We start from the raw sequence: 16183 nt of genomic DNA on the forward strand, positions 1-16183 counted from the left end.
TATTAAAATAACATTTTCTCTAAAACCAATACTCCAATCAATCCTACTACAGAAACAATACTCTCCATAGTGGACCAGGTTTTAATAGTTTCACCAACTGTCAAGTTAAAATATTCTTTAAATAGCCAGAATCCGGAATCATTAATATGCGAAAACATTAAACTACCTGCACCTATACTTAATACCATTAAATTTGGATCAATATTGGCAGTTTCAATTATTGGATAAATCATACCCGCTGCCGTTAATCCTGCAATTGTTGCAGACCCAACACTTACTCGAATAATGGCTGCCATCAACCATCCTAATACTAATGGAGGAAATGGGAGAGTTTGTAATTTCATGGCAATCTCTTTACTCACCCCAGAAACCAATAATATTTCCTTCAAGGCGCCTGCTCCTGCAATAATTAATAAGATCATACCTACTTCTTTAACAGAATCGGTATAAATATTCATTACTTTTTCCATATTGCGCGTTTTAGAAATCCCAATGGCGAAGGTCGCTATAATGATAGCAAACAACATAACAATCGAAGGATCCGCAACAAACTTTATGATTGGAAATAAGGGATCTTCCTTTCCAATTTGAAATTCAAAAATGGTTGTAATAATTAATAAAACTACTGGAGATAATGCTGCCACAAAACTTGCAGCTACTGAAGGCAATTTACTTTCATCCATTTTCTCTAATTTGAACATGTCTGAATCTTTCACCAAAAAGTTTTTGAAACGTGTCGCAAAAACTGGACCAGCCAATATAATAGCTGGAATTGCAATAATGGTACCATATAATAAGGTAGTACCCATGTTTGCATTAAATTGTCCCACCAAGGCGGCTGGACTCGGATGCGGAGGTAAAAACCCATGTGCCACCGACATAGAAGCCATCATGGGAATCCCCGTAAAAATTGGATTAATCTTGTATTGATTTGCGATTGTGAAAATTAGTGGAACCATCAACACAAATCCCACATTATAAAACAAGGGAATGCCTATGACAAAACCTGTCACCATCAATCCCCATGCCAAATTCTTTTGTCCAAATAATTTGATTAAAAAACTTGATATCTGTTGAGCTGCCCCAGTTTGAGCCACCAACTTTCCTAACATGGCCCCCAGAATAATCACAGCGACTAAAGACCCTAAGGTATCCCCCATCCCCTTCTGAACCGCTTTTGCTAAATCAATGATGGGAATATTTAATAAATACCCCGCCAATAAACTAACTAATAAAAAGGCTATAAATGGATTAATCTTTACATAAGTCACCAAAACGACTAATAAAAGAATACAGGCAATAACGATTAGGATGGACATTATTTAATTATGAATTATGAATTGTAAATTATTTATGAAATTTATGAATTTTTATATAATTTCAAAACTCAATCTATCCTTTTAATTCATAACTCATAATTCACAATTCATAATTCACAATTAATCAAAACTCCCCATAGGTATCTTCCAAATACTTTTGCATCACCAAAATATCTTCTTTGGAAGTCAAATCAGGTACGTTTTCTGCCATTGGAATTGTATAAAAACCTCTTCCCTCGCCTTCCCCGTATAAGAACACAGCTGTAGGAAGTTCTTTTTCATTACGAACAGGGTGGAATGGAGTTTTCGCTAAGTATGGTAAAAATACAGAGGCCTCAAATACAAAAATGTTCATACTTACGCCTAAAGTACCTTGGATGGCTTGCAATTCGGCTGCCTGTTCGGCAGTTGGTTTTTCAATAATATCTAATAAATAGCCGTTTTTATCGGTTTTGATCAGAGCAAAGGCAGAAATACGTTCTGCTGGATACAATAAACTATCACGATTATATGCAATCAAAGCTTCTGATTCTGGAGAGTTCCATAAAGCATTTAACGCCTTCACAGAATATAAATTATCAGAATTACAAACGATTAATCGACCTGTTTGCCAAGATTTTTGTTGACTTAGTGCCTGAAAAACAGCGTCAGCAGTTCCTGCAGGTTTTTCTCGATCGGCAGGGATGTGCTGACGAGAAAAAAAGATTTTTAATCCCCAACATTTATCACCTTTCATCAATTCTTCACAATATTCTTGAGTAACTGAATCCGTTGGATGTAAAAGCAACAAAACCTCTTCAATACCTGCCAAATGCGCATTGTATAATTGGTAGTCGATCAAGGTTTTTCCATTTTTACCTACCTGAATCATTCCTTTGGTAACAGAATTTGCTTGTGCCAATAATTTGGGATCTAAATCTGATCCTTCGGCTAATGCTTTTTTCATTCTACTTGCCATTCCTCCGGCAAGAATTAATAATCGTTTTGTCATATCTTAATAAAATAAACTTTCTTTTTCTACTTTTGTTCCTTCATCAACCCGGATGATATAGGCTTTTCCTCCTTCATTTTCAATTGCCGCAACAACTGCCTCTGGATTTTGCGGGGCATACGCAAACATACAACCTCCTCCACCGGAGCCATTAATTTTTGCACCCAATGCACCTGCCTCAAGAGATGCTGCAATCATCCGATCTATTTTTGCTGTAGATATTTGTTTGTGTTCGCGTAGATTTTTTTGATGATCGTTTAATAATCTCCCTAAATGGTCATCAGACCATTCTGTTTTACCTTCAAACATTTCTTTTGCTTCTAATAAAATATCTCTATCTGAAATATTAGCTTCAATTAATTCTAATTCATCTGCTGTCAAAACATCTTTAAATGGTTCCAAATCATTAATCGCGCAAGTTTCTAAATCAAAAAACTGATTTTTTAGCCTAATTTTCTCTAAACCTTTCAAGGTTCCAAATTTTACCCTTGCCAATATTCCCAATGTATCTTTAGCTTGCTGGGAATCCCCAAGGACAAATGTCCCTAAGGGTACTTGATAGGTTTGAATTTGAATTTCAGGTTTACTAGCTAAATAAATCACATTTCCCACTGCCGTAGAATATTGATCCATCATTCCGCCGGGCTCTGTAAATTCTAAAACTTCTGCCTCGTAACTCAATTCTCCAATTTCCTTTTGCGAGTAATTTAGGTCAAACATTTCGCAAAGAAATTTCAACCAAGAAACATTTAAAGCAGAAGAACTTGATGTCCCCGAATTAATTGGAATATTTCCACGAACCTCCAATTCTAAACCTCGATTAATTGAATGACCACGTCTATTCAACACATTCAAAACACTTTTGAAATAATCCCTTTCCTTTTCATAAACTAAAGGGAATTCCAATTCAAATTCAATAGTTAAAGAAATATCTGGTAAAGAAATCACTACCTTTTTATCAGGCCTGAAATCACCCTTAATTTGAACTCTTTTGGAAATCGCGGCTGCAATCACTGGTAGCCCCAAATAATCTTGATGCTCTCCAAACAAACAAATTCGGCCGGGGGTGGAAACGATCATTTGAATTATGAATTATGAATTATGAATTATGAATTTTAAAATAACTTTAATAAAAATCTAAATTTATAATTCATAATTCATAATTCATAACTTTCGTAGGTATTCCAACTTATAACTCCACGTACTTGCAATATTAAAAGCTTTAGACTTTGCTTCTTCTGCTTTAGGGCCTTCAAATAAGGAATCGATTGTTTCTTTAAACATTTCAAGCCATCTGTCGAAATGCGCTGGAGTTAAGGGTGTTTTTTCATTGACACGAAAATGCGGTTGCATCGGAGCTCCGCGATAATTCGAACCATCCAACAACAACATTTCCCAAAAATCATACATTTTGGGTAAATGTTTGGCAAAATCTACTTGTTCAACTTCTAAGAAAATATGCCCTACCAAGTCATCTGGCTTCATATTACCATAAAAGGCATTTACAAATTCAATGATATCCTCGCGGGTTTCTATGTCGTGTTTCATTTTTAAAATCCCGGAGCTTTCGCACCGGGTTATACAAGTAAAGTCCTTCAGACTTTGTTTCCTTTTTCACTTTTCACCTTTCACTTTTCACTTTTACCTTTTACCTTTTCACTTTTTGGTTTTCAATTTTTCCACTGTCAATAATCCAATTTTTGCACCTTGTTTGGCACCATTATCTAATGCTGGCCAAAAGTGAATTCCTCCATATAATCGAGAGATTGATGCTTCATCGGATGCTTGAATAAAGGATGTGAATTTTCTTGGAGGTAAACCATACGGAATTTCAGTTGAATCTGAAAATGCTACTTTATCTCCATACAATTTTGTTAACACCTCTGCAGCTGCCCGTGAGATAGTACTATGACCTGATGAATACTCAGGAAATGGTGGAGTTTGCAATACAGGTAACCATGCCTTATCAATACTTGCATTTATAACTGTTTCCGGACGAATAGTCACATACTTGTATTTCTCATTCCAACAAGCAATAAATCCATCAAATATTGCTATCGAAGATAAAGCTAAAGCCTCTGCAACCTGAATATGAGTTTTTTTTAATTGTCGGGCCACTTGAGCTGTGATTCCCAACCAATGTCCTCCGGGCGACATCTTTTTCGTTGCAAACATTGCATGTCCTGTAATATTCATCTTAAACGGATTACAATCCCAAAAATTGGCAATATTTCTTTGTTCTTCAGTTAAATTTTTCACCGTTTCATAGGTACGCATTAATTCTTTGTGGTATGCCGAACCAGCTTTCAAATCAAATGCTGGTGGAGCAGGCATTGGAAATTGGGAAACTGTATCCATCACAATTGGGCGAATGGTGTTCCAATAGGGCTCAACAGCATCTAAATATGCTGGTGGAGTTGGTGCCCATTTTCCTGTTTCGTTCGTTACCGTATAACGCAATCCACGAGTTTGCTTGTAGTGATCCTTTCCTGCAAATTTCAGAACGGATGCTGCAACAGAATCGCCAAATGCTATTGAACGTTCATAGACATCATCTGGTATTCCTGTTTTCTTGTAATCCTCTTCTAATTTTTTTTCAAATTCATCATATAATTCTTGAGCAAAAGTCAGTTTTTTACCTACCGACAAAAAGGCCCTAGTAGATGCCAAAGGAAAACAATATTCCTGCCCTTTTTCTGGTTGTGCCACATTTGAGAAGCCTTTGATTTGTCCTGTCAAGGAACGATAGGTAGAATCTCCATGCACCGCTGCCTCATAAGCAGCTAAACTGGCATACATATAAATACGCGAAGAAACAGGAGGAGCGAAAATATCGTGGATGATACTTTCGGTAAGCATTACTTCTGAACGAATTAAAAATTCAGGATTGGCAGCTGCCATTTGATAATCTTTATTCCCCTTTGAACAGGAAAACAAAATGCTTGATGCTATAAATGCAATAACTATATTTTTCATTGATAAAATATTATATAATTTACAAATTTACATAATAAAGCTCAAGTAAAAAATGACTTGCATCAAGAGTAGAATCCATAAAAAATTTTAAAATTTTCATTCTTTTTTTGTTATTATTGCAAGAATTATCAGTTTCAATGAACTTAAACATCCAAAAACAAGGAGCCTACCGATTTATTGACGAAGGAGAAGGAGAGACTTTAATGATGCTCCATGGCCTTTTTGGCGCCTTAAGTAACTGGGAAGGGGTCATTGAAAATTTCAAATCCAACTACCGAGTTCTTATTCCTTTAATGCCCATTCATGATATGCCAATCAAAGAGGCAGGTTGTGAGGGCCTAACGGTTTTCATAGAAGGGTTTGTCAAAGAATTACAATTAAAAGAATTGACTTTAGTGGGCAATTCTTTAGGTGGACACGTCGCACTAATCTACACGCTTAAGCACCCAGATCTTGTAAAACGACTTGTTTTAACAGGTTCTTCCGGACTTTTTGAAGATTCCATGGGAGGTTCTTATCCGAAAAGAGGAAATTACGAATTTATTAAGGAGCGTGTTGAATATACCTTTTACGACCCCAAAACTGCTTCAAAAGAATTAGTGGATGAGGTTTTCGAAATAACAAATAGTATTCCTAAGGTATTACGAATTATTGCTATCGCAAAATCTGCCCAAAGGAACAATATGGCAAAAGATATTGTTAACATTACTACCCCAACTTTATTAATCTGGGGATTAAATGATACAATAACTCCTCCGCATGTTGGACATGAGTTCAATAAATTAATTCCTAATTCAGAATTACATTTTATTGATAAATGTTGCCATGCACCCATGATGGAAAGACCTAAAGAATTCAATAAAATTCTTTCTACTTGGCTGGGAAAAACAAAAATTTAATGATTTTAAACCAAATAAATACAGAGCTCCCTACCCTAAAACCTTCCGATTCTTTAGGAAAGGCTCATAAATTATTTGAAAATTCTTCCATTCAACTATTAGCTATTGTTGAAAAAGGTAAATTTTTAGGAAACATTCTTCCCGAAAATTTACATAAAACTTATCCAGAACAAAAAGTTTCTGATTTATTTGATATTACGTCTAAAGAGGCTTTGGAAGAATCTCAAGACATTCGTGCTACCTTGCCATTATTTCAAAAATTAAATACAAGAAATTTAGCAGTCATTGATGCAGAAAAGAGATTTTTGGGTTATTTAGAATGGAATGAATTAGCTGATGAAATGCTAAAATCTGATTTCAATTTAGAAAACTCTGGAATTATAAGTTTAGGTTTCCATCAGCAGCGAGATTCATTAGCAAATATCATTCGAATTTTGGAAGAAAACAGGGCTTTGGTGATAAAAACCTATCTTAAGGAACGTGAAAACCAATTGCCAGAATTAAACCTCCAAGTCAAAACTGAACAATTAAATTTCCTAGTTCAGCAATTAGAACGCCACGGATTTTTGGTTGAAAAAGCCTTTCATTTGATGGGTGATGAAGCAGAAAATCACTCAAATTATGATTTATTAATGAAATACCTTGAAATGTAGGATGGGAAAAAGAATCGCAATTCATGGCAAGACATTTCAAGCTGAAAATCAAGCTACAGTTGAAAACATTTTCAATTTGTTGAAAGAAAAGCAATGCCAAATTGCAGTTTCATCTGATTTTGCAGAAATATTAAAATCACAAAATTGTTTTTCTGATTCTTTTGAAATCTATTCCACTGAAAAAGGGCCTTCAAACCCTGATTTTGTATGGAGTATTGGTGGAGATGGCACTTTATTGGAAACTTTAACTCATGTTAAAGAGCATGAATTTCCAATATTAGGTATTAACACTGGCCGATTAGGTTTCTTAGCAACCGTTTCTCCAAATCAGGTAAACATAGCTTTAGATCATTTATTAAATGGAGATTTTACCATTGAAAATAGAACTTTAGTAAAGGTTAGTTCTCCCAACAATTTATTCTCAAATGTTCAAGTAGCCTTAAATGAAGTAGGTATCATGAAAACGGATAGCTCTTCCATGATTGTGATCAAGGCATTTTTGAACGGAGAATACTTGAATACCTATTGGGCAGATGGATTAATCGTTTCAACCGCAACTGGATCCACAGGCTATTCTTTATCGGTAGGAGGCCCCTTGGTGATGCCAACATCAGAGAATTTCATTATTGCGCCCATGAGTCCACATAACCTAAACGTGCGACCATTGGTCATCCCAAGCAATTCTAAATTACGATTTGAAATCAGTTCAAGAAGTCAAAATTTCTTGGTTTCCTTAGACTCTCGCTCAAAAACAGTAGATGGAAATGTTGCCATTGAAGTAGAAAGTGCTCCTTATTTTGCAAAATTAATTAAAATTCCAGGGGATGATTTCCTACAAACTTTGAGAAGTAAATTAAATTGGGGTTTAGACGTTAGAAATTAATTTCCTAATAACCTTTTCAATTCATTCAATTTCAAAAGAGCCTCTATAGGTGTTAAAGAATTTACTTCTAATTTTTCCAAAACTTGCTGTACATCCAATAAACCTGCAGGCACTTCAGGTCCAAATAAATTCAATTGAAAATTGTTTTTAGGCATTTCTTTCAATTTTGCCACATTATCTTCTCGTGAATGATCTTTTTCTAAGTTTTGTAAAATTTCATGCGCACGCAAAACCAAAGCAGTTGGCATACCCGCCAATTGAGCCACATGAATACCGAAGCTATGCGCAGAACCTCCAGGCACTAATTTTCGCATAAAAATGATTTTATTTCCAAGTTCCTTTACTGAAACATGAAAATTCTTAATGCGCGGAAAATCTTCTGTCAATTCATTTAATTCATGGTAATGGGTTGCAAAGAGTGTCTTCGCCTTAAATTTCGGATGATTGTGTAAATGTTCGGCTATGGCCCAGGCCATTGAAACTCCATCATACGTAGAGGTACCTCTACCAATTTCATCCAAAAGCACCAAAGATCGATTCGACAAATTATTCAAAATCGCTGCCGTTTCTGTCATTTCAACCATAAAAGTTGATTCTCCTTTAGAAAGATTATCTGAAGCACCTACTCGGGTGAACACCTTGTCAATTAATCCAATTTCTGCAGAATCTGCAGGCACAAAAGAACCCATTTGAGCCATCAAAACAATAAGGGCCGTTTGTCGCAATAAAGCCGATTTACCTGCCATATTGGGACCCGTAATCATCATGATTTGCTGCATTTCATTATCTAAATACACATCATTAGGTACATATTCCTCCCCTACTGGCAATTGGGTTTCAATAACCGGATGCCGGCCTGCCAAAATATGAATCTTATCAGATTCATCTAATTTGGGTTCAGCATACTTATTTCGAATGGCGACTTTTGCAAAACTGGAAAGTACATCCAAGGTAGCCACTCCAAGGGCATTCCGCTGAATGGAATCTAAATATTGCATGGCTTCTTGAACTAAATTTTGGAAAATTTTAAATTCTATTGCATGGATTTTTTCTTCTGCATTTAGAATTTTTTCTTCATAAATTTTAAGTTCTTCGGTAATATATCTTTCGGCATTTACCAGGGTTTGCTTTCGAATCCATTCCTCAGGAACACGATCCTTATGCGCATTGGTTACTTCCAAATAATAACCAAAAACTTTATTGTATGCCACTTTTAGGGAAGAAATTCCCGTTCTTTCTATTTCCCTTTTTTGTAATTGAGCCAAATAATCTTTTCCATTGGCAGACAATTGATGTAATTCATCCAATTCGGCTAAAAAGCCAGTTTTCACCATCCCTCCCTGATTAGAAAGCATGGGTGCATCCTCCCGAAGAGCTAATTCAATTTTTTCAACTAATTCTCCACAATCCTTTAATTTTTGGGACCACAATTTCAATATCTCTGATCCATTTGCATCCAAAGCCTCTTTAATCTTGGGAATTTGAATGAGGGCACGTTTTAATTGTAAAAGTTCTCGAGGATTAATTCGTGCGGCTGCTACCTTGGAAATCAGGCGCTCCAAATCGCCAATAGGCTGCAATATTTGAACAAAAGTTTCAAGTGCCTCTCGATTTTTCACCCAGGAAGAAACAGCATCTAATCTATCTTGGATCATCTTCAATTCCTTCAAAGGCAAAACCATCCATTTTCTCAATAAACGCGCACCCATTGGGGTCACGGTTTGGTCGAGTAATTGAATCAAAGGTACTCCACCATCTTGAGAGGAATGAAATAATTCAAGATTTCGGATAGTAAATCTGTCGAGCCAAACATATTTATCTTCCTCCAATCGCTGAATGGCAGTTATATGACCAATTTGTTTGTGTTCCGTTTCTGCTAAATAATGTAGAATCACTCCCGCAGCAATGATTCCTTCCCGATTATTTTCAATACCAAAACCTTTCAGCGATTGCGTCTTAAAATGCTGCGTTAATAAGGGATAAGTAAAATCGTATGCAAAAATCCAATCTTCTAAGGGGAAAGAATGAAATGCTTCACCCCAATGTTCTTGGTATAAGTTTCTATATTTTTTAGAATAAATTATTTCAGAAGGCAAAAAGCTTTGAATCAACTTATGAATGTAGTTCAATGGTCCTTGTGTACATAGAAATTCTCCAGTTGAAATATCTAATAAGGCTAAACCAAATTCTACTTCTTTTCCTTCTTTAAAACTAATGGCTGCTAGGTAATTATTCTTTTTTATATCTAAAACCTGATCATTATAAGACACACCAGGAGTTACCAATTCAGTCACTCCCCTTTTCACAATCCCTTTAACTGTAGCAGGATCTTCCAATTGGTCACAAATTGCAACTCGCTCACCTGCACGAACTAATTTTGGTAAATAAACATCAAGCGAATGGTGTGGAAAACCAGCTAAATGATCATCAGCATTTCCATTATTTCTACGAGTTAAAACGATGCCTAAAATCTTAGAAGCTTTTACAGCATCCTCTCCAAAAGTTTCATAAAAATCTCCTACACGAAACAATAAAATTGCCCCAGGATACTTCGCCTTGATTTGATTAAATTGTTTTGCCAAGGGAGTTTCCCCCTTAACTTTTGGTTCTTTTCCCTCTGCTGCTTGTCGTGCCAATTTCTAAATTTTAATGAAAGTTAAAAATACAATATTTTAATAAGAATTAAAGATTAAAGAGGATTAAACTTTGAATTATTTTGTTTATTATTGACAAAATATTTACGAATAACTATGATTAATGATTCAATTAATATCAAAGCACAAACAGAAGTCTTTGATGTAGTAATTGTGGGTTCTGGAGCAGGTGGAGGTATGGCAGCATACACTTTATCAAGAGCAGGTGTAAAAGTTTGCGTTTTAGAAGCTGGACAAAACTTTGACCCAGCAGACCCCAAAAATATTACTCAATTAAAATGGCCGTATGAATCACCAAGAAGAGGGGCAAGTACCACTCGTCCATTTGGCGATTTTGACGCTGCTTATGGTGGCTGGGACATTGATGGACAACCTTACACTCGCAAAAGTGGCACCACATTCGATTGGTTTAGATCACAAATGGTAGGTGGTCGTACCAACCACTGGGGAAGAATTTCCTTGCGCTTTGGTCCTGATGACTTTAAAAGAGCAAGTATAGACGGATTGGGAGATGATTGGCCAATTGGTTATGATGACATGAAACCTTATTACGATCGTGTTGAAAAACTAATAGGCGTATTCGGCACCAATGAAGGTTTAAGAAATGACCCAGATGGTCAATTTTTACCACCTCCAAAACCTCGTTTACATGAATTAATGATCATGAAAGCCAATAAAAAAATTGGCATTCCAACCTATCCATCTCGTATGGCCATGTTGACACAAAAGATCAACGATGAACGTGGAAAATGTTTCTATTGTGGTCAATGCGGTAGAGCTTGTATGGCATATGCCGATTTTTCTTCTTCTTCAGTTTTAATCAAACCAGCATTAGCAACAGGTAATACGACTTTGATTACCCATGCAATGGCTCGTGAAGTAGTCACAGATCCAACAACTGGCTTAGCAACTGGAGTTTCGTATGTAAATACACTGAACCTTCAAGAATACACGGTTAAAGGTAAGGTAGTGGTTTTAGCAGCTAGTGCGGGTGAAACAGCTCGTTTGTTGTTAAATTCTAAAAGTTCAAGGTTTTCACATGGATTAGCAAACTCTTCTGGAGTAGTTGGAAAATATTTAAATGATTCTACGGGTGCTTCCCGATCTGGAATTATTCCTGCCCTATTCGATAGAAAACGCTATAATGAAGACGGTGTGGGTGGAATGCACATTTATACTCCATGGTGGTTAGATAACAAGAAATTAGATTTCCCAAGAGGTTACCACATTGAATATGGTGGAGGAATGGGCATGCCTGGCTACGGATTTGGATGGGGAATTGAAGGAATGAATGGCAAGGCTGAATTTTCAAAAAATGGCAAAGCCAAAGCAGCGGGTGGATATGGCTCTAGCTTGAAAGAAGATTATGCAAGATATTATGGAGCCTCGATTGGTATGTCGGGAAGAGGTGAACCTGTAGTTCGCGAAGACAACTATTGTGAAATTGACCCGAATACTGTTGATAAATATGGTATTCCAGTTTTGCGTTTCCATTACAAATGGTCAGATTATGAAATAAAGCAAGCCAAGCACATGCAAGATACATTTGAGGAAATTATTCATGCGATGGGAGGTATACCAAATGGTAAAAAACCAGGCCCAGAAACCAATTATGGATTAGCAGAGCCAGGTAAGATCATCCACGAAGTGGGTACAGCACGTATGGGTAATGATCCGAAAACATCTGTATTGAATTCAAATTGTCAGGCACATGATGTGAAAAACTTATTTGTAGCTGATGCGGCTCCATTTGTTTCTCAAGGTGACAAAAATGCAACTTTAACAATTTTAGCATTATCCTTAAGAACATCCGAATACATTTTAGATCAACGTAAAAAAGGCAATATCTAATGAAAAGAAGAGATTATTTAAAAAACTTAGGTTTAAGTTCATTAGGACTTGCGGTGTTGAGTCCAGATGTACAAGCAGCAGATGCTTTGGATTTCCATTCGCCACCCAAAACGGCAAGTGGTGAATTGAAAATTCCAGGTGGACGTACCAAAGACGAAGCTGAACGTGATGCTCGCTTACGAGCAGAAGTTTTTTTGAATGCACATGAATTAAAGACCATCACTATTTTAAGTGATATTATCTTCCCTGCAGATGCAACGTCTGGAAGTGCTTCTCAGGCAGGTACAACTGAATTCATTGAATTTATTGTAAAGGATAAACCTGAATTAAAGACACCTGTTAGAGGAGGCTTGGGTTGGTTAGATGCGGAATCTAAAAAACGATTTGGAAAGGTATTCACGGATATCACTGCCAAGCAACGCATTGAAATTGTGGATGACATCGCTTACCCAGAAAAAGCAAAACCAGAATTATCCCAAGGGGTTTCTTTTTTCAATTTAATGAGAAATTTAACTGCAACCGGATTCTTTACCTCTAAAATCGGAATTGAATATCTTGGTTACCAAGGAAACAAACCCAATGAATGGGAAGGTGTTCCGGCAGATGTTTTAAAACAATACGGATTATCTTATGATGCATAAAACCCATCAAAGGTTTATTGTACCAAAGATATTTCAAGATTTACCCAATTTGGTGGCGGGTGTTTCCACCCGCCATGGAGGGGTAAGCCAAGGAGCTTACAACAGCCTTAATCTAGGCAAACATACCACTGATTACACTGATCACATTGAACAAAATTTATTCCTATTGTGTCAAGACTTGGGCATTCAAACCAGTCAATTGGCTAGAGCCTACCAATGTCATGGGGCAGAAATTTGGCATACTGAAATTGGTGGGTATCAAGAAAACTTTGATGCCATCATTGCCACTCAGCCTGGTATTATTGCAGGAGTAGGTATTGCAGATTGTTGTCCGATACTAATAGTAGATCCTAATCAAAAAGTTACTGCTGCTATCCATGCGGGTTGGAAAGGAACTGTTGCACAAATTGTCAAAAAAACAGCTACTGAATTGGTTGAAAAATACGAAAGTAAAGCCAAAGATTTACTAGCCTATATTGGTCCATGTATTAGTCAAACTCATTTTGAAGTGGGCGATGAAGTGGCAGCCCATTTTTCCGATTCCGAAAAAACTAAATTAGGACCTAAATTTCATGTAGATTTAAAAAAGGCAAATTTGCACCAATTACAAGAAGCTGGAATTGATCAAATAGAAATCTCCGAATACTGCACCATTGAGCACAATGAACATTTTTTTTCGCACCGTAAGGAAAACGGAATCACAGGAAGAATGATGGCATTTGCAGGGTTTAAATGGTAAAATGAAGAGAAAGTAAATACATAGAACCCAATAAGCGTGTTGAGCTGACTGATTGGGCGTAATCTGAAATGGATTTTTGAACAAAATAATTTACATTTCCCACATTTTGTGCTTTAAAAATCAATTCCGTTTTATTCTTTTCAGATATTTGGTATTTAATTTCTGCGTTAAAAATTTCAAGTGAATTTTTTTCTATAGCGTTGGGCTTGATAAAAATGTAGTCCCCTGAAATTGTTAAAATATTTTTTACTATGCCATAAAGTCGAAACTTATTTTCATAAGAATTGATCGAACTCATTTGATCGCCATTAATAAAATAATTTGAAGCATTCCAATTTAATTTATTTTCAAATCCAAAAGGCAACAAAAATCCAGATTTTACCATCAAATTATAATTATCTAGAAAGGAAAGGACATTTCGCTGATTTCCTTCGTTCAAAAAATTAATTGATTCAGACCTTATCCGTGAAGCATCTCCAAAGAAATTACATTGAAAATAGGGAATTTGAAAATTCAAACTCATCGTTACAATCGAACTTTTTAGTTGTTGCGGAGTTCTAAAAAGGTAGGTATGAATAAAATTATCACTTCCAATTAATTTGGATTGAAATGTATTTTCCTTCAGACTCTGACTAAATCCAAGGGTTCCAGTAATAAATTGAATGGGGGCCTTATAATCGTATGAAATATTCCAATTAGTTGATTTCTCAGGGTCTAGATTCTTTTCATAATTTAAAGCTGAACGAACTGACATAAAAATTGGCGAATTAATCATCTCATTTATACTGAAAAACTTCAATTGATTGTTTGCACCCATCGATATAGTGTGCTCATCGTTTGGTCGAATTGTTGAATTTATAATATACAAAAAAGCAGGATTTATTGCTTTTGAGAGATCTTGAGTACTAATTTTACCTTGTAATATTTCAATGGTACCATCGGTTTCAAGCCATCTATTTTTAAAATCAATTTTAGTTTTTACTCCAGAAAATTGCTGTAAATTATCGGTTGAATTTGTTGTCAATTTATCCTTTAATTGGACTTGAGTTTCCAACCTTCGATTTAGGACTTGCTGGTAGACAGAAGTCTCCCATTTAATTTGCCAAATTTTACCTAAAATGGTCAGACCATTATAATTAATCTTTTGGGTCCCAATTAAATTTTGGCTTAAGATGTTTTTAGAGGAATCCAAGTAATTCCAATTTTTATCAAAATGAATGGTTGAAAAATCGGTTTTCCATTTCAACGCAAGTTTTTTTGAGAGTTCCATAGAATAATCTAAACTCGCAAGTTGATTGTTCTCCTGCCTTAAACTATTTTGAGTTAAATATTGAAAATTATTTAATACCTGTGTACCATCGTAACGATCTTTTGAAATAATTAAAGACCCTTTCACTTTCAAAAAACCCCAATTTCCAAAAGTAATCAAATTAGAATTCGTTACTTCATAAGCTTTTTCGAATAGATTTCTTTTGCTTGTATCGAAATAATTTATCCCCATAATATCACTTTTTTGAGCATTATTTTCTTCCGCAAAAACATCTTCATCCAAATATCCCAAACTAAATTTTGAAGACCATTTTTTTAAGGGTCTGAACATCAAAAAATAATTCAAATTACCTGTTTTGTTTATCTTCATGGAAGGCATGTTGAAGCCGAGTGTCGATTGCCCTTCTTGAAAAAAATTACCTTTCGTATCAAATTCTTCATAGTCTTCCGCATTATAATTAACATTACTTCCATCAGATGAATTATTAAAGCCAAAATTACCGTAGGCTTTAAATCCTTTTTTGATGCTCATCAAATTGGCCTCCTCTTTGTAAAAAAGTTTCTCACCAGTACCCAGTCCTACTGTTGCATCCAAATTATGTTTCATTTTTGATTTTTTCAAAACCAAATTCAAACCAATTGCTTTAGAATTTTGAAACCTACTTAAAATTGGATTTGAATTGAAGTTCTGAATAATTTGAACTTTATCAATTAAACTCACATCCATTGTATGGGTTGCAACTCTATAATTATTTTCAAACAAATCATCTCCATCCAATTGCATCACCTGAACATTCTTATTCATGTATTTCATGGTTCCATCCGCTGCCACCTGCAAGCCAGGAATTTTCTCAAGTAATTCATACAATTTCCGTTCCGTTCCGTTGAGCATCCCTGCTGCATTGTATTGTATCGTATCACTCTTTACCTTCACCTTTTGGATAGTTTGAACCACCACTTCTTGTAATTCAAAATCTTTGGGAGACAGCTTGATTTGGAAGGAATAAATTTCCCCTATTTTAGGTTTTGGAATACTAACAACAAATTTTTGAAAATTTTGTGGGTTGATACTCAAAATTATTTTTTGGTACTTTTCTGTAACTTTAAATTGAAAACCACCATCATCTTCAGGATAAAACACTTCAGAAATTGGAGCATTTTCGCTCGAATCTCTAACCATAATTGGCAATACCAAAGGGTTTCCTTTTTCATCTTTCAAAGAGCCTTTGATTGTCTGAGAAAAAATTGGGAACACAAAAAGTAAGTTACCAATAAGTAAGTAGAATTTTATGAATTTCATTAGTGGTT

At 35.6% G+C, this 16183-nt stretch carries 13 protein-coding genes; 6 read left to right on the top strand and 7 right to left on the bottom strand.

The window, feature by feature from the left end; genetic code table 11:
• Positions 1-2: 2 nt before the first annotated feature.
• The 5 genes from EOJ36_RS06980 to EOJ36_RS07000 form a co-directional block, all read right to left on the bottom strand.
• On the bottom strand, positions 3-1319 hold the full coding sequence (locus EOJ36_RS06980) for a gluconate:H+ symporter (RefSeq protein ID WP_127803756.1): 1317 nt from the start codon (positions 1317-1319) through the stop codon (positions 3-5).
• Between the two features lie 124 nt (positions 1320-1443).
• Positions 1444-2310: a sugar phosphate nucleotidyltransferase gene (locus EOJ36_RS06985; protein WP_127803757.1), complete on the bottom strand. Its 867-nt coding sequence runs from the start codon at positions 2308-2310 to the stop codon at positions 1444-1446.
• Between the two features lie 3 nt (positions 2311-2313).
• On the bottom strand, positions 2314-3390 hold the full coding sequence (locus EOJ36_RS06990) for a mevalonate kinase family protein (protein WP_127803759.1): 1077 nt from the start codon (positions 3388-3390) through the stop codon (positions 2314-2316).
• An 84-nt stretch (positions 3391-3474) separates the two neighbouring features.
• Positions 3475-3858 (bottom strand): group III truncated hemoglobin, encoded by a 384-nt coding sequence (locus EOJ36_RS06995; RefSeq protein WP_127803761.1) that lies wholly within the window; start codon positions 3856-3858, stop codon positions 3475-3477.
• A 108-nt stretch (positions 3859-3966) separates the two neighbouring features.
• On the bottom strand, positions 3967-5286 hold the full coding sequence (locus tag EOJ36_RS07000) for a vanadium-dependent haloperoxidase (protein WP_127803763.1): 1320 nt from the start codon (positions 5284-5286) through the stop codon (positions 3967-3969).
• A 137-nt stretch (positions 5287-5423) separates the two neighbouring features.
• Between EOJ36_RS07000 and EOJ36_RS07005 the strand changes: the two genes are divergently transcribed.
• From EOJ36_RS07005 to EOJ36_RS07015, 3 genes are read left to right on the top strand one after another with little or no spacing between them, the layout of a single operon-like run.
• Positions 5424-6185, top strand: a complete 762-nt coding sequence (locus EOJ36_RS07005; protein WP_127803764.1) for an alpha/beta fold hydrolase — start codon at positions 5424-5426, stop codon at positions 6183-6185.
• Complete coding sequence (locus tag EOJ36_RS07010; RefSeq protein ID WP_127803766.1) at positions 6185-6838, top strand: CBS domain-containing protein; 654 nt, start codon at positions 6185-6187, stop codon at positions 6836-6838. Before EOJ36_RS07005 ends, EOJ36_RS07010 begins: the two co-directional genes overlap by 1 nt.
• 1 nt (position 6839) lies before the next feature.
• On the top strand, positions 6840-7721 hold the full coding sequence (locus EOJ36_RS07015; RefSeq protein ID WP_127803768.1) for an NAD kinase: 882 nt from the start codon (positions 6840-6842) through the stop codon (positions 7719-7721).
• Here the strand turns inward: EOJ36_RS07015 and mutS are convergent.
• Positions 7718-10357: a DNA mismatch repair protein MutS gene (mutS, locus tag EOJ36_RS07020; protein WP_127803770.1), complete on the bottom strand. Its 2640-nt coding sequence runs from the start codon at positions 10355-10357 to the stop codon at positions 7718-7720. The two genes, EOJ36_RS07015 and mutS, sit on opposite strands and share 4 nt — an antisense overlap.
• A gap of 114 nt (positions 10358-10471) precedes the next feature.
• Here mutS and EOJ36_RS07025 point away from each other — a divergent pair, with 114 nt between their 5' ends.
• Genes EOJ36_RS07025 through pgeF form a run of 3 tightly spaced genes read left to right on the top strand, consistent with a single transcriptional unit; the run spans position 10472 to position 13606 of the window.
• A complete protein-coding gene (locus EOJ36_RS07025; RefSeq protein WP_127803772.1) occupies positions 10472-12226 on the top strand; it encodes a GMC oxidoreductase in 1755 nt (584 codons plus the stop codon).
• The gene (locus EOJ36_RS07030) at positions 12226-12867 is read left to right on the top strand and encodes a gluconate 2-dehydrogenase subunit 3 family protein (protein ID WP_127803774.1); all 642 of its coding nucleotides are present in this window, start codon (positions 12226-12228) and stop codon (positions 12865-12867) included. The genes EOJ36_RS07025 and EOJ36_RS07030 overlap by 1 nt, the downstream gene beginning before the upstream one ends.
• Positions 12857-13606, top strand: a complete 750-nt coding sequence (pgeF, locus tag EOJ36_RS07035) for a peptidoglycan editing factor PgeF (RefSeq protein ID WP_127803776.1) — start codon at positions 12857-12859, stop codon at positions 13604-13606. Before EOJ36_RS07030 ends, pgeF begins: the two co-directional genes overlap by 11 nt.
• On the opposite strand, the gene EOJ36_RS07040 is transcribed toward pgeF, so the two are convergent.
• On the bottom strand, positions 13596-16175 hold the full coding sequence (locus EOJ36_RS07040) for a TonB-dependent receptor (protein ID WP_127803778.1): 2580 nt from the start codon (positions 16173-16175) through the stop codon (positions 13596-13598). The two genes, pgeF and EOJ36_RS07040, sit on opposite strands and share 11 nt — an antisense overlap.
• Positions 16176-16183 lie beyond the last annotated feature (8 nt).

It is taken from the genome of Sandaracinomonas limnophila (assembly GCF_004005965.1).
Classification (GTDB): domain Bacteria; phylum Bacteroidota; class Bacteroidia; order Cytophagales; family Spirosomataceae; genus Sandaracinomonas; species Sandaracinomonas limnophila.

Coding starts and splice junctions, on each gene's coding strand:
- EOJ36_RS06980 (WP_127803756.1), bottom strand. CDS start 1,319: ATGTCCATCCTAATCGTTATTGCCTGTATTCTTTTATTAGTCGTTTTG.
- EOJ36_RS06985 (WP_127803757.1), bottom strand. CDS start 2,310: ATGACAAAACGATTATTAATTCTTGCCGGAGGAATGGCAAGTAGAATG.
- EOJ36_RS06990 (WP_127803759.1), bottom strand. CDS start 3,390: ATGATCGTTTCCACCCCCGGCCGAATTTGTTTGTTTGGAGAGCATCAA.
- EOJ36_RS06995 (WP_127803761.1), bottom strand. CDS start 3,858: ATGAAACACGACATAGAAACCCGCGAGGATATCATTGAATTTGTAAAT.
- EOJ36_RS07000 (WP_127803763.1), bottom strand. CDS start 5,286: ATGAAAAATATAGTTATTGCATTTATAGCATCAAGCATTTTGTTTTCC.
- EOJ36_RS07005 (WP_127803764.1), top strand. CDS start 5,424: ATGAACTTAAACATCCAAAAACAAGGAGCCTACCGATTTATTGACGAA.
- EOJ36_RS07010 (WP_127803766.1), top strand. CDS start 6,185: ATGATTTTAAACCAAATAAATACAGAGCTCCCTACCCTAAAACCTTCC.
- EOJ36_RS07015 (WP_127803768.1), top strand. CDS start 6,840: ATGGGAAAAAGAATCGCAATTCATGGCAAGACATTTCAAGCTGAAAAT.
- EOJ36_RS07025 (WP_127803772.1), top strand. CDS start 10,472: ATGATTAATGATTCAATTAATATCAAAGCACAAACAGAAGTCTTTGAT.
- EOJ36_RS07030 (WP_127803774.1), top strand. CDS start 12,226: ATGAAAAGAAGAGATTATTTAAAAAACTTAGGTTTAAGTTCATTAGGA.
- pgeF (WP_127803776.1), top strand. CDS start 12,857: ATGATGCATAAAACCCATCAAAGGTTTATTGTACCAAAGATATTTCAA.
- EOJ36_RS07040 (WP_127803778.1), bottom strand. CDS start 16,175: ATGAAATTCATAAAATTCTACTTACTTATTGGTAACTTACTTTTTGTG.